Here is a 13121-nt window from a genome sequence, read left to right as displayed (position 1 = left end):
CGCGGCGGGCTTTCATGTCCCCTTATGACATGAGATTGTGGCATCAACTAGGTCAGGCCCCGGCGTTTTCCCGACGCCTTTGGCGCCGCGAGAAGGAGACTGCCCCATGGATCTGAAGATTGCAGGAAAGCGCGCCCTGGTCTGCGCCTCGTCGAAAGGGCTGGGGCGCGGCTGCGCCGAGGCGCTGGCGGAGGCCGGCTGCACGCTGGTGATGAACGCGCGCAGCGCCGGTCCGCTCGACGCGGCAGCGGCGGAGATCGCCGAAACCTATGGCGTCGAGGTCACCGCCGTGGCCGCCGACATCACCGATCCCGAGGGGCGCGCCGCAGTGCTCGAGGCCGCCGGCGATGTGGATATTCTCGTCACCAATGCCGGCGGGCCGCCGCCCGGCAACTGGAGCGACTGGGACCGGGGCGATTTCATCGATGCGCTGGATGGCGCGATGCTGACCCCGATCGCTTTGATGCAGGCGCTGATGCCGGGCATGATGGCGCGCGGCTGGGGGCGGGTGGTCAATATCACCTCGCGGTCGGTCAAGGCGCCGATCCTGCCGCTGGGCCTGTCGAACGCGGCGCGCTCGGGGCTGACAGGCTTTGTCGCGGGCACTGCCCGGCAGGTTGCGGCGCAGGGGGTGACGGTCAACAATCTCCTGCCCGGGGTCCATGCCACCGCGCGGATCGAGGTTCTGGACAAGGCGCTGGCGGCGGAAAAGGGCATCGACCAGGCGGCGGCGCGGGCGCAGCGCGCCGAAGGGATCCCGGCGAAACGCTATGGCGATCCGGGCGAGTTCGGCAAGATGTGCGCCTTTCTCTGTTCCGACCACGCCGGGTTCATCGTCGGGCAGAACATCCTGCTCGATGGCGGCGAAACCTTTTCGACGATCTGACGCGCGGCATGGCACGGGGCCCCGACGGCAAGGGCGGCGGCGCGGGGTTCTCGCTCGCCGATCAGCTCTTTAACGCGGACTCGGCGGGCGATCTCGCCGCCGAGTTCTCGGTGCTGCCGGGCTTCGATGCCGGGCGGTTTCTCGATGTGGTGCTGCCGCGCTTCGAGGGGCTTGGTGTGCATGCGCGGCTCGATGTGCTGGCGGACGGGCTGGAGGCGCAATTGCCGCGCGATTTCAGTGCGATGGCGGAGGCTCTTGAAGCTGCGATGCCGCCGCCGCTCTCGCCGGATGAGCGCGACGACGATTTCGGGCGCTTCATCCACGCGGTGCCCGGCGTGCTGGCGGCGCGGCGCGGGCTGGAGACGCCGGAGCGCGCGCTGGACCTGCTGCACGCGGCGACGCAGCGCTTTTCCATGGAATACGCCATTCGGCCCTTCCTGAACCGCTGGCCCGATCTGGTGCTCGACCGCATGGCGCTTTGGGCGCGAGATCCGCATTACCATGTGCGCCGGCTGGTTTCCGAGGGCACGCGGCCGCGCCTGCCCTGGGGCGCAGGCATCACGCTCGATCCGCTGCGGCCGCTGGCGCTGCTCGATCTGCTGCACAACGACGAGGCGCGCTTTGTCACGCGCTCGGTCGCCAATCATCTCAACGACCTGTCGCGCCCGCATCCCGACGCGGTGCTGGAGCGGCTGCGCCGCTGGCGCGAGGCGGGCGTGCAGCAGGAGTCGGAGCTCGACTGGATGACCCGCCACGCGCTGCGCACGGCGGTGAAGCGCGGCGAGCCCGGGGCGTTGGCGCTGCTGGGCTACCGCGCCGATCTGCCGGTGTCGGCGCGGCTGGAACTGCCGGCGCGGGCGCGGATCGGCGACGTTCTGGACTTCGCCGTGACGCTGGAAAGCGACGCGCCGGGGCCGGTGCTGGTGGATTACCGCCTGCGCTTCGCGCGGCCTTCCGGCAGTGCAGAGAAGGTGTTCAAGCTGAAAGCCGCGACGCTCGCCCCCGGCAAGGCGCTGCGACTGGAAAAGCGGCACCGGCTCAAGGGCGATGCCACGACCTTCCGGCTTTATCCCGGGCCTCACGCGGTGATCGTGCAGGTCAACGGGCGCGACGTCGCCGAAGCGGCGTTCGAACTCGAACCCTGAGCGGCGGCGGGGCCGTGCCCCGCCGGACCGCTGCTTATTCCGCCGCGACCTTGGACGCGCCGGGGATGTAGTTGAGGATCGGGCCCAGCCAGCGCTCGACCTCTTCCACATCCATGCCCTTGCGCTCGGCGTAGTCGACCACCTGGTCGCGCTCCACCTTTGCCACGCCGAAATAATAGCTGTCGGGATGGCCGATATAGAGCCCCGAGACCGAGGAGCCGGGCCACATGGCGTAGCTTTCGGTCAGCGACACACCGGTCGCCTCGGTGGCGTCGAGCAGCTCGAACAGCGTGGTCTTTTCGGTGTGGTCGGGCTGTGCCGGATAGCCCGGGGCAGGGCGGATTCCGGCGTATTTCTCGGCGATGAGCTCGGCATTGCTGGCGCTTTCCTCCGGCGCATAGCCCCAGAGCTCCTTGCGCACCTTCTGGTGCATGCGCTCGGCAAAGGCCTCGGCAAAGCGGTCGGCCAGCGCCTTGACCATGATCGACGAATAATCGTCGTTTTTCTCTTCGAAGGCCTCGGCGATGGCGATCTCCTCGACCCCCGCCGTCACCACGAAGCCGCCGATATAATCGGGCGTGCCCTTGGGGGCGACGAAATCCGACAGCGCCACGTTGGGCCGGTCGCCGCGCTTGGCGGTCTGCTGGCGCAGGGTGTAGAAGGTGGCCAGTTCCTCGTCGCGGTCCTCGCCTTTGAAGAGGCGGATATCGTCGCCCACCGCGTTGGCCGGCCAGAAGCCCACCACGGCGCGCGGGTGGAACCATTTCTCGTCGATGATCCGCTTCAGCATCGCCTGCGCATCGGCAAAGAGCGCGCGCGCCGCCTCGCCCTGTTTCTCGTCGTCGAGGATCTTGGGATAGACGCCCTTCATCTCCCAGGTCTGGAAGAACGGCGTCCAGTCGATATATTCGGCCAGCTCCGCCAGATCCCAGCCGTCGAAGCTGCGGGTGCCGAGGAAGCTCGGGGCAGGGGCGTGGTTGCCGAAATCGAGCTTCAGCGCATTGGCGCGGGCATCCTCCAGCGGCAGGCGCTTTTTCGCAAGCTCGGCGCGGGCGTGTTTCTCGGCCACATCGGCATATTCGCCCTGGATATTGGCCACGTAGTCGGGCTTCTGCGCCGGCGACAGCAGCGAGGAGACCACACCCACCGCGCGGCTCGCGTCGGTCACATAGACCGCCTGGCCCTTGCCGTAGCGCGGATGGATCTTGACCGCCGTGTGCACCCGCGAGGTGGTGGCGCCGCCGATCAGCAGCGGGATGTCGAAGCCCTCGCGCTCCATCTCGGAGGCCACATGCACCATCTCGTCGAGCGAGGGGGTGATGAGGCCCGAAAGGCCGATCACGTCGACGCCTTCCTCTTTGGCGGTGGCAAGGATCTTTTCGGCGGGCACCATGACGCCCAGGTCGATGATTTCGTAATTGTTGCAGGCCAGCACGACGCCGACGATGTTCTTGCCGATGTCATGCACATCGCCCTTCACCGTCGCCATCAGCACCTTGCCGGCGGAGTTGCGCCCGTCGGCCCCGCTGAGCCGCTTTTCCTCTTCCATATAGGGCAGCAGCACCGCCACGGCCTGTTTCATCACGCGGGCGGATTTCACCACCTGCGGCAGGAACATCTTGCCCGCGCCAAAGAGATCGCCCACCACGTTCATACCGGCCATCAGCGGGCCTTCGATCACATGCAGCGGGCGCTCGGCGGCCTGGCGCGCCTCTTCGGTATCGGCGTCGATGAATTCGGTGATGCCGTTGACCAGCGCGTGTTCGAGCCGCTTCTCGACCGGCAGCTCGCGCCACGACATGTCCTTTTCGCGGGTCTTGCCGCCGCCCTTGCCGCGGTATTTCTCGGCGATCTCCAGCAGGTTCTCGGTGGCGGAGCCGCCATTCGCGGGTTTGCGGTTCAGCACCACATCTTCGCAGGCCTCGCGCAGCTCTGCGTCGATCTGGTCGTAGACCGCGAGCTGCCCGGCGTTGACGATGCCCATATCCATGCCGGCCTGAATGCCGTGATAGAGGAACACCGCGTGCATCGCCTCGCGCACCGGCTCGTTGCCCCGGAACGAGAAGGACAGGTTCGAGATGCCGCCCGAGATATGCACATGCGGGCAGTCGGTGGTGATGCGGCGGGTGGCCTCGATGAAATCGACGCCGTAATTGTCATGCTCCTCGATGCCGGTGGCCACGGCAAAGACGTTGGGGTCGAAGACGATGTCCTCGGGCGGGAACCCCACCTCTTCGGTCAGCAGCTTGTAGGCGCGGGTGCAGATCTCGACCTTGCGGTCCTCGGTATCGGCCTGACCTGTCTCGTCAAAGGCCATGACCACCACGGCAGCGCCGTAATGGCGGCAGAGCCGGGCCTGCGCGAGGAAATTCTCCTCGCCTTCCTTCATCGAGATCGAGTTGACGATGCATTTGCCCTGGGCGCATTTCAGCCCGGCCTCGATCACCTCCCATTTCGAGCTGTCGATCATGATCGGCACGCGGGCGATATCGGGCTCGGCGGCGATGAGGTTCAGGAACTCGATCATCGCCTGTTGGGAATCGATGAGCCCCTCGTCCATGTTGATGTCGATGACCTGCGCGCCGTTCTCGACCTGATCGCGGGCGACGTCGAGCGCGGCGGCGTAATCGCCATTGGTGATCAGTTTCTTGAACCGCGCCGAGCCGGTGACGTTGGTCCGCTCGCCGACATTCACAAAGGGGATGTCGTCGGTCAGCGTAAAGGGCTCCAGCCCGGAAAGCCGCATCAGCGGCGGCTGTTCGGGGATCTCGCGCGGGGGGTAGCCCTCGACGGCCCTGGCGATGGCGCGGATATGGTCATAGGTCGAGCCGCAGCAGCCGCCGACGATGTTCAGCAGCCCCTCGCGGGCAAAGCCCTCGATCTGCTCGGCCATCTGCTCGGGCGATTCGTCGTATTCGCCCATCTCGTTGGGCAGGCCGGCATTGGGGTAGGCGCAGGTCATCGTGTCGGCGACGCCGGCGATCTCGGCCAGGTGCGGGCGCATCGCGGTGGCGCCGAGCGCGCAGTTGAGCCCGATGGTGAACGGGTTGGCGTGGCGCACCGAATGCCAGAAGGCGGTGGGCGTCTGGCCCGAGAGCATGCGCCCCGAAAGGTCGGTGATCGTGCCCGAGATCATCACCGGCAGCCGCTCGCCGCGCTCGGCAAAGACTTCCTCACAGGCAAAGATCGCGGCCTTGGCGTTCAGCGTGTCGAAAATCGTCTCGATCAGCAGGATATCGGCGCCGCCGTCGATCAGCGCGCGCGCCTGCTGGCCATAAGCCTCGCGGAGCTGGTCGAAACTCACTGCGCGATAGCCCGGGTTGTTCACGTCCGGGCTGATCGAGGCGGTGCGGTTGGTCGGCCCGAGCGCGCCGGCGACAAAGCGCGGGCGGCCATCTTCGGCCTCGGCCCGGTCCATGGCGCGGCGGGCGATCTGCGCGCCCTGAAAGTTCAGGTCATAGATCGCATCCTCCATGCCGTAATCGGCCTGGGCGATGGTGGTGGAGGAAAAGGTGTTGGTCTCGGTGATATCCGCGCCGGCCATGGCGTATTGATAGTGAATCTCTTCGATGGCCTCGGGCTTGGTCAGGTTCAGGATATCGTTGTTGCCCTGCTGCGGCTTGTCGCTGTCATGCGGCAGGTGGCAGGAACAGGCGCCGCCGCCGCAGCCCTGGAAATCGCCCTCGGACAGGCCGAGCTTCTGGATCTGCGTGCCCATGGCGCCGTCGAGGATGAGAATGCGGTCGCGGGCGGCATCGTAAAGACGGTCGAAGACGGGCGCGCGCTGCGGCTCGGGACGGGACATGGGGATGACTTCCTTTTGGTCCTTAAAGGCCCTCCGCTTACCGGCATTCCCCTCTCAAAGCCATTTCATAATTATCATTGTTATCATGAAAAACTTTCAAGCCGCGCCTCGCCCGCCTGTTTGGGGCTGAAAATGCAGGCACAGAAGGCGCGATCGGGCCTTGCCGGACGTGGCGGCATGACTTGAGATGGGCCGCTATATATTGACGGCGCCACATCCCTGTGATCAATATCCTGTAGTCTTGGTGCCCGCGTTTCGGTGCGGGTGAAAAGGGAAGTCCGGTGGAACACCGGCGCTGCCCCCGCAACTGTAAGCGGTAAGTCAAAGCCCATCCCCACTGGCGTTTCGGCGCCGGGAAGGCGGGCCGAGGCGCTTGAGCCGTGAGCCAGGAGACCTGCCAGGACGACGACACGACACTGGGCGGTGGGTCCGGGAGCAGTGATTGGCGCGGGTTTCCGCGCCTGTCCGCGTCTCCCCTGCCGGCGCCCGCCAACAGGCAGACAGAGACAAGGGACACCCGATGAGCATCACCGTTTACTCCAAACCCGCCTGCGTGCAATGCACCGCCACCACCCGTGCGCTGGCCGCCAAGGGCATCGCCTTCGATCTGATCGACCTCACCGAAGATGCCGACGCGATGGCCCGGGTGACCGAGCTCGGCTATCGTCAGGCGCCGGTGGTGATGGCGGGTGACGATCACTGGGCCGGCTTCCGCCCCGACAAGATCAGCGCGCTGAGCTGAGTGTCTTGGGCGGGCTGGTCTATTTCTCCTCGCGCTCGGGCAATACGCAGCGCTTCGTCTCCCGGCTCGGGCTGACGGCACAGCGTATCCCGATCTCGCCGGAGGAGGACATGCCCGCCCCGCGCGCGCCCTTTGTCCTGGTGACGCCCAGCTATGCCGATGGGCGGGGCCGGGGGGCGGTTCATAAACAGGTGATCCGGTTCCTCAACGACCCGGACACGAGGCAGCATCTCCGCGGCGTGATCGCCGGCGGCAACCGCAATTTCGGGGCGTTGTTCGCCCTGGCGGGCGATGTGGTGGCGCAGAAATGCGGCGTCCCCGTTCTCTACCGGTTCGAACTGGCCGGGACAGAGACCGACATCGCCCGTGTCAGAGAAGGACTGGACAGGTTTTGGAAGACGCACTTCTCGACCGCGATCTGAACGACGCAGCCCCCGCCAAGGCGGTGCCGGCGGAATGGCAGGGTCTGGATTACCACGCGCTGAACGCGATGCTGAACCTCTATGACGACGAGGGGAAGATCCGCTTCGACGCCGACCGCATGGCGGCGCGGCAATATTTCCTCCAGCATGTGAACCAGAACACCGTGTTCTTTCACTCGCTCGAGGAAAAGCTGCGCTATCTGGTCGATGAGGGCTATTACGAGGCCCATGTGCTGGGCCAGTATGACGACGCCTTCCTGGCAAAGATCTGGGATGCGGCCTACAAGATCAAGTTCCGCTTTCCGACTTTCCTCGGCGCGTTCAAATACTACACCAGCTACACGCTGAAGACCCGCGACGGGAAACGCTATCTGGAGCGGTTCGAGGACCGGGTGGTGATGGTCGCGCTGACGCTGGCGCGCGGCGAAGAGGCGCTGGCGATGCAGCTCATGCGCGAGATGCTGGGCGGCCGGTTCCAGCCTGCGACGCCGACCTTCCTCAATGCCGGCAAGGCGCAGCGCGGCGAGCTGATCTCCTGCTTCCTGCTGCGGCTCGAAGACAACATGGAAAGCATCGGGCGCGGCATCAACTCGGCGCTGCAACTCAGCAAGCGCGGCGGCGGCGTGGCGCTGATGCTGACCAATATCCGCGAGCACGGCGCGGCGATCAAAGGCATCGAGAACCAGTCCTCGGGCGTCATCCCGGTGATGAAGCTGCTTGAGGATTCCTTCAGCTACGCCAACCAGCTCGGCGCGCGGCAGGGGGCGGGGGCGGTCTATCTCAATGCCCACCACCCGGACATCCTGCGGTTCCTCGACACCAAGCGCGAGAATGCTGACGAGAAGATCCGCATCAAGACGCTGAGCCTCGGCGTGGTGATCCCCGACATCACCTTCGAGCTGGCGAAGAAGAACGATGACATGTACCTGTTCTCGCCCCATGATGTGGAGCGGGTCTATGGCAAGGCCTTCTCGGAGATCTCGGTTACCGAGAAATATCACGAGATGGTGGATAACCCCAGGATCCGCAAGAAAAAGATCAATGCGCGGGCGTTTTTCCAGACCATCGCCGAGATCCAGTTCGAGAGCGGCTATCCCTATATCATGTTCGAGGATACGGTGAACCGCGAGAACCCGGTGGCCGGGCGGATCTCCATGTCGAACCTCTGCTCCGAGATCCTTCAGGTCAACGAGGCGTCCGAATTCAACGACGATCTCGGCTACAAGCATCTGGGCACGGATATCTCCTGCAATCTCGGCTCGCTCAATATCGCCAAGGCGATGGATGGCGGCGATTTGGGCGCTACGGTCGGCACGGCTGTACGCGCGCTGAACGCGGTTTCCGAGATGTCGTCGATCGACTCTGTGCCCTCGGTGCGGCGCGGCAATGACGAGAGCCACGCCATCGGGCTTGGCCAGATGAATCTGCACGGCTTTCTTGCGCGCGAGCGGATCCATTACGGCTCGCCCGAGGGGATCGACTTCACCAATATCTATTTCGCCACCGTGCTCTATCACTGCCTGCGCGCGTCGAATGCGCTGGCCAGGGAGCGGGGCCGCAGCTTTGCCGGGTTCGAGGCCTCGAAATATGCCGACGGCTCGTTCTTCGACAAATATGTCGAGCGCGACTGGCTGCCGGAGACCGACACGGTGCGGGCGCTCTTCGAACGCTTCGGCGTCGAGGTGCCGGGCCGCGAAGACTGGGCCGCGCTGCGCGATGCGGTGATCGAGGGCGGGCTCTACAACCGCAACCTTCAGGCGGTGCCGCCCACCGGCTCGATCAGCTATATCAACAACGCCACCTCGTCGATCCACCCGATCACCGCCAAGATCGAGATCCGCAAGGAAGGCAAGATCGGTCGGGTCTATTACCCCGCCGCCTTCATGAGCAATGACAACCTAGACTACTACAAGGATGCCTATGAGATCGGCGCCGAGGCGATCATCGACACCTATGCGGCGGCGACCCAGCATGTCGATCAGGGCCTGTCGCTGACGCTGTTCTTCAAGGACACGGCGACCACGCGCGATATCAACCGGGCGCAGATCTATGCCTGGAAGAAGGGGATCAAGACGATCTACTACATCCGCCTGCGCCAGATGGCGCTGGAAGGCACCGAAGTGCAGGGCTGCGTGTCCTGCTCGCTCTAGCCACCGGGCGGTGGGCGGAATCGCCCACCCTACCTGGCCGGGCACGCGTTCGGTCCGTCATCGCCGGGGCTGACCCGACGGCGCGGGTTGCAGAGCGTGTTCTGGAGTATTTTGAGAAAGATGAAGACACAGGGCGCCGCGCCGCCCGTAGGGTGGGCAATCTGCCCACCGTTCGCCGCAGATATTTCGCCCCGTAGTCCGAAGGGTCACACCATGAAAGACATCGCCCAAACCCGCCGCGTGCCGCGCGCCATCAATTGGAACCGCCTTCAGGACGACAAGGATCTGGAGATCTGGAACCGTCTGACGGTGAATTTCTGGCTGCCGGAAAAGGTGCCGCTGTCGAACGACATCCAGAGCTGGTCGCAGCTCACCGAGGAGGAGCAGCGGCTCACGATCCGGGTCTTCACCGGGCTGACGCTGCTCGACACGATCCAGAACACCGTCGGCGCGCCGGCGCTGATGGAGGATGCGGTCACCCCGCACGAGGAGGCGGTGCTGACCAATATCGCCTTCATGGAGGCGGTGCATGCGCGCAGCTATTCCTCGATCTTCTCGACGCTGTGCTCGACGGCGGAGGTGGACGAGGCGTTCCGCTGGTCGGAGGAGAATGCGCAGCTCCAGCAGAAATCGCGGCTGATCCTCGACGAATACGACGCCACCGCCAACCCGCTGCGCAAGAAGGTGGCGAGCGTGTTCCTCGAAAGCTTCCTGTTCTATTCTGGCTTCTACCTGCCGATGCACTGGTCGAGCCGGGCGCGGCTGACCAATACCGCCGACCTGATCCGGCTGATCATCCGCGACGAGGCGGTGCATGGCTATTACATCGGCTACAAGTTCCAGCGCGGGCTGGAGCGGCTTTCGGAGGCGGAGCGCAAGGAGATCAAGGATTTCGCCTTCGGGCTGATCTTCGATCTTTACGATATCGAGACGCGCTATACCGAAACGCTCTACGATCCGCTGGGGCTGACCGAGGATGTGAAGGCCTTCCTGCATTACAACGCGAACAAGGCGCTGCAAAACCTTGGTTTTGAAAGCCTTTTCCCGGATGAGCTTTGCAAGGTGAACCCGGCGATCATGGCAGCGCTCAGCCCCAATGCCGACGAGAACCACGATTTCTTTTCGGGCTCCGGTTCCTCCTATGTGATCGGCAAGGCGGTCGCGACCGAGGACGAAGACTGGGATTTCTGAGCGGTACGGCAGCGGCTGAGCTGTCTCAGCCGCTGCGCAGCGACGGCAGATAGGTGCGCTCCTCGATCGGGGCGGCCTCGATGGCATCGCGGATCATTTCCAGCAGGATGGTCTCGGCGCGGTTCATCACCGCCTGCGGGTTCCAGACCAGATGCACATCGATGGCCGGCAGCCCGTCATAGGGCGGGGTCTGCCAGAGCAGCCCGTCCTGCACGTCGCGTCGCGCCACATGCATCGGCAGCGGCCCGACACCCAGCCCGGCAATGATCATCCGGCGCACCTCTTCGAGATTGCTGGAGGTGCCGGTGATGCGCATGCCCAGCCGCGACTGCGCCCGCATCAGCGCCACAGGTTTCAGCACATCCTCCAGCCTGTCGGTGTCGAAACTGACCGAGGGCAGCCCCTCGAGATCGGCCGGTGTCAGCCCTTCACGCCCGAAAAGCGGGTGATAGGGGCCGCAGAACAGCCCGAAGAATTCCCGGTAGAGCCTGCGGTATTCCAGCCGCGGATTGCGCGCCCTGACCAGGCAGACCGCGAAGGAGGCGCGCTTGGCCGAGACCTCGGCCAGCGCCTGGGCGCTGGAATGCACGTCGATCGACAGGCTGGCGCCGGGGTTCTGCGCATGGAACGCCGCCAGCACCTGATCAAAAAACGGGCAGACCACATGGCTGGCCATGGCGAGTTTGACATGGCCGCGCACCTCGTCGGTCATTTCGCGCAGCAGCGTCGAGAGCCGCAGGATGGAGCCGTTGATCTCCACCGCCTCGCGATAGAGCAGCCGCCCGGCATCGGTCAGCTCGTAATGCCCGGGCTGCCGGTTGATGAGCTGCCGACCGACGCGATCCTCCAGTCTTTTCAAGGCGGAAGAGACCGAGGGCTGCTTCAGCCGCAGCCGCGCCGCGCCCTCGGTGATCGAGCGCGATTCCGCCAGCACGACGAAGGTGCGTAACAGGTTCCAGTCGAGCTCGCGGGCGATGCGCTCGGGGTCGTAGGGATCAGGGGACATAGACCCTCTCAATAGTGAAAATTCCGATTATCTATTTGATCAATGTGTCGCGCTTCCGAAGCATCGGCAACAGGAAAGCCATGAGGAATCGCAGATGTCGGTCGAAGTCCGCGAGGCGCGCCAGCCCTGGATACTGCTCTCGCCCGCGCTGACGGCGGTGGCGCTGCTGCTGCTGGTGCCGCTCTGTTTCATCGTGGTCTACAGCTTCTGGCTGCGCACCGCGACCGGCGCCGACCAGCCGGGGTTCTACCTCGACAACTGGGCCGAGGCGCTGACCGACCCGTTCTATCGCGACATCCTGCTCAACACGCTGAAGATCGCCGCGATCACCACGCTGGTCTGCGCCGTGATGGGCTATCCTTCGGCCTATTTCATCGCCCGGTCGCGCGGCAACAAGGCGATCCTGCTGTTGTTGCTCATGCTGCCCTTCTGGATCAGCTACATCATCCGCACGATGAGCTGGATCAACATTCTCGGCGTCTCCGGCGCTCTGAACGGCTTTCTGCTCTGGACCGGGATCGTGGGCGAGCCGATCCAGATGCTCTATAACGAGGCGACGGTGATCCTCGGGCTGGTGCATTTTCTGCTGCCCTTCATGATCCTGAATATCTTTGTCAGCCTCGACGGCATCGACGTGACGCTGGAAGACGCGGCCAATTCGCTGGGCGCGACGCGCTGGGAGGCGTTTCTGCAAGTGACCCTGCCGCTGTCGCTGCCCGGGCTGGCCGCCGGCGGGCTGCTCTGCTTCGTGCTGGGGGCGGGGACTTATATCACGCCGCTGGTGCTGGGCGGGCCGACCGATGCGATGTTCGCCAATCTCGTCTTCGAGGCGATCATCACCCAGCTCAACTGGCCGCTGGGCTCGGCGCTGTCGCTGATGCTGCTGGTGGTGCTGGGCATTCTGGTGGCGATCTACAACCGCTATCTCGGCATGGCGCAGCTGATGAAGGGGCTGGGCTGATGGGCTGGTTTGTCATCCGCGGTTACGCGATCCTCGTCTATCTCTTCATGTTCCTGCCGGTCGCGGTGGTGGTGCTGCTGAGCTTCAACGCCTCGCAGTTCGGCAGCTTCCCGATGACCGGCTTTTCCTTCCGCTGGTTCGTGGAGCTGGCGCAGAACGAGGCGATCCTGCGCGCCTTTCGCACCTCCATCGTGCTGGGGCTGCTGACGGCCCTGATCTCGACGACGCTGGGGGTGCTGGCGAGCCTCGCGCTGGTGCGCTACCGGGTGCCGGGGGCGAATGTGGTCTCGACCCTGCTGATCGCACCGATCCTCGTGCCCGAGGTGGTGCTGGCGGTGGCGCTGCTGCTCTTTCTCAACGTGCTGGGCATCAACAAGAGCTTTGCGCTGCTGCTCTTCGGCCATGTCATCTTTACGCTGCCCTTCGTGATCCTCGTGGTGCAGGCGCGGCTGGTGTCGATCCGCCGCGATGTGGAGGAGGCGGCGATGAGCCTCGGTGCGAGCCCGATGCAGACCTTTTTCCAGATCACCCTGCCGCTGATGCTGCCGGCGGTGCTGGCGGGCGGGCTTTTCGCCTTCACCATCAGTTTCGACGACATCACCGGCACGCTGTTCTGGAAGCCCGGCGGGGTCGAGACGGTGCCGACCCAGATCTTCGCCATGCTGCGCAATTCCATCAGCCCCGAGATCAACGCGCTGGGCACGGTGATGATCGTCATGACCGTGGGCCTGCCGCTGCTCGGGGCGGCCATCGCAAGACAACTATCCAAAAAGAGCGGCTGACACCGCTTCGCCTGATCCGACAAGGAGTAAA

The 13121-nt window shown here is 64.7% G+C and carries 10 protein-coding genes and 1 riboswitch; of the genes, 8 read left to right on the top strand and 2 right to left on the bottom strand.

The features are described 5' to 3' along the window. Positions 1-106: 106 nt before the first annotated feature. Both I6N89_RS10040 and I6N89_RS10035 read left to right on the top strand, forming a co-directional pair. Entirely contained in the window at positions 107-886 is a 780-nt protein-coding gene (locus I6N89_RS10040) for an SDR family oxidoreductase (protein ID WP_207018323.1), read from the top strand. Positions 887-894: 8 nt separating this feature from the next. After that, positions 895-2031, top strand: coding sequence for a hypothetical protein (locus I6N89_RS10035; RefSeq protein WP_207018321.1), 1137 nt, complete (start codon positions 895-897; stop codon positions 2029-2031). Between the two features lie 34 nt (positions 2032-2065). On the opposite strand, the gene metH is transcribed toward I6N89_RS10035, so the two are convergent. Further along, positions 2066-5836: a methionine synthase gene (gene metH, locus I6N89_RS10030; RefSeq protein WP_207018319.1), complete on the bottom strand. Its 3771-nt coding sequence runs from the start codon at positions 5834-5836 to the stop codon at positions 2066-2068. A gap of 225 nt (positions 5837-6061) precedes the next feature. After that, a riboswitch (cobalamin riboswitch) is annotated at positions 6062-6253 on the top strand. 103 nt (positions 6254-6356) lie between these two features. Here metH and nrdH point away from each other — a divergent pair. The 4 genes from nrdH to nrdF all read left to right on the top strand — a co-directional run bounded on the left by nrdH (position 6357) and on the right by nrdF (position 10341). Then, positions 6357-6578, top strand: coding sequence for a glutaredoxin-like protein NrdH (gene nrdH, locus I6N89_RS10025; RefSeq protein ID WP_076703214.1), 222 nt, complete (start codon positions 6357-6359; stop codon positions 6576-6578). A gap of 5 nt (positions 6579-6583) precedes the next feature. After that, on the top strand, positions 6584-7000 hold the full coding sequence (nrdI, locus tag I6N89_RS10020; protein ID WP_207018317.1) for a class Ib ribonucleoside-diphosphate reductase assembly flavoprotein NrdI: 417 nt from the start codon (positions 6584-6586) through the stop codon (positions 6998-7000). Positions 7001-7068: 68 nt separating this feature from the next. After that, on the top strand, positions 7069-9150 hold the full coding sequence (gene nrdE, locus I6N89_RS10015) for a class 1b ribonucleoside-diphosphate reductase subunit alpha (RefSeq protein WP_236016556.1): 2082 nt from the start codon (positions 7069-7071) through the stop codon (positions 9148-9150). 213 nt (positions 9151-9363) lie between these two features. Further along, positions 9364-10341: a class 1b ribonucleoside-diphosphate reductase subunit beta gene (gene nrdF / locus I6N89_RS10010; protein ID WP_207018314.1), complete on the top strand. Its 978-nt coding sequence runs from the start codon at positions 9364-9366 to the stop codon at positions 10339-10341. A gap of 25 nt (positions 10342-10366) precedes the next feature. Here the strand turns inward: nrdF and I6N89_RS10005 are convergent, their stop codons facing one another. Further along, complete coding sequence (locus tag I6N89_RS10005; protein ID WP_207018313.1) at positions 10367-11347, bottom strand: LysR family transcriptional regulator; 981 nt, start codon at positions 11345-11347, stop codon at positions 10367-10369. A gap of 94 nt (positions 11348-11441) precedes the next feature. Between I6N89_RS10005 and I6N89_RS10000 the strand changes: the two genes are divergently transcribed. After that, positions 11442-12308 carry an ABC transporter permease gene (locus I6N89_RS10000; protein WP_207018311.1) on the top strand — a complete coding sequence of 289 codons (867 nt, stop codon included), beginning with the start codon at positions 11442-11444 and terminating at the stop codon, positions 12306-12308. Next, on the top strand, positions 12308-13090 hold the full coding sequence (locus I6N89_RS09995) for an ABC transporter permease (RefSeq protein ID WP_207018309.1): 783 nt from the start codon (positions 12308-12310) through the stop codon (positions 13088-13090). Before I6N89_RS10000 ends, I6N89_RS09995 begins: the two co-directional genes overlap by 1 nt. Positions 13091-13121: the final 31 nt, after the last annotated feature.

The organism is Salipiger abyssi (genome assembly GCF_017311415.1).
Lineage (GTDB): Bacteria > Pseudomonadota > Alphaproteobacteria > Rhodobacterales > Rhodobacteraceae > Salipiger > Salipiger abyssi_A.
This window is presented reverse-complemented; position numbering and strand designations above follow the sequence as displayed.

What these genes read in the sequence shown, in the direction of transcription:
- I6N89_RS10040 (WP_207018323.1), top strand. Translation starts at nt 107, where the DNA reads ATGGATCTGAAGATTGCAGGAAAGCGCGCCCTGGTCTGCGCCTCGTCG.
- I6N89_RS10035 (WP_207018321.1), top strand. Translation starts at nt 895, where the DNA reads ATGGCACGGGGCCCCGACGGCAAGGGCGGCGGCGCGGGGTTCTCGCTC.
- metH (WP_207018319.1), bottom strand. Translation starts at nt 5,836, where the DNA reads ATGTCCCGTCCCGAGCCGCAGCGCGCGCCCGTCTTCGACCGTCTTTAC.
- nrdH (WP_076703214.1), top strand. Translation starts at nt 6,357, where the DNA reads ATGAGCATCACCGTTTACTCCAAACCCGCCTGCGTGCAATGCACCGCC.
- nrdE (WP_236016556.1), top strand. Translation starts at nt 7,069, where the DNA reads ATGCTGAACCTCTATGACGACGAGGGGAAGATCCGCTTCGACGCCGAC.
- nrdF (WP_207018314.1), top strand. Translation starts at nt 9,364, where the DNA reads ATGAAAGACATCGCCCAAACCCGCCGCGTGCCGCGCGCCATCAATTGG.
- I6N89_RS10005 (WP_207018313.1), bottom strand. Translation starts at nt 11,347, where the DNA reads ATGTCCCCTGATCCCTACGACCCCGAGCGCATCGCCCGCGAGCTCGAC.
- I6N89_RS10000 (WP_207018311.1), top strand. Translation starts at nt 11,442, where the DNA reads ATGTCGGTCGAAGTCCGCGAGGCGCGCCAGCCCTGGATACTGCTCTCG.
- I6N89_RS09995 (WP_207018309.1), top strand. Translation starts at nt 12,308, where the DNA reads ATGGGCTGGTTTGTCATCCGCGGTTACGCGATCCTCGTCTATCTCTTC.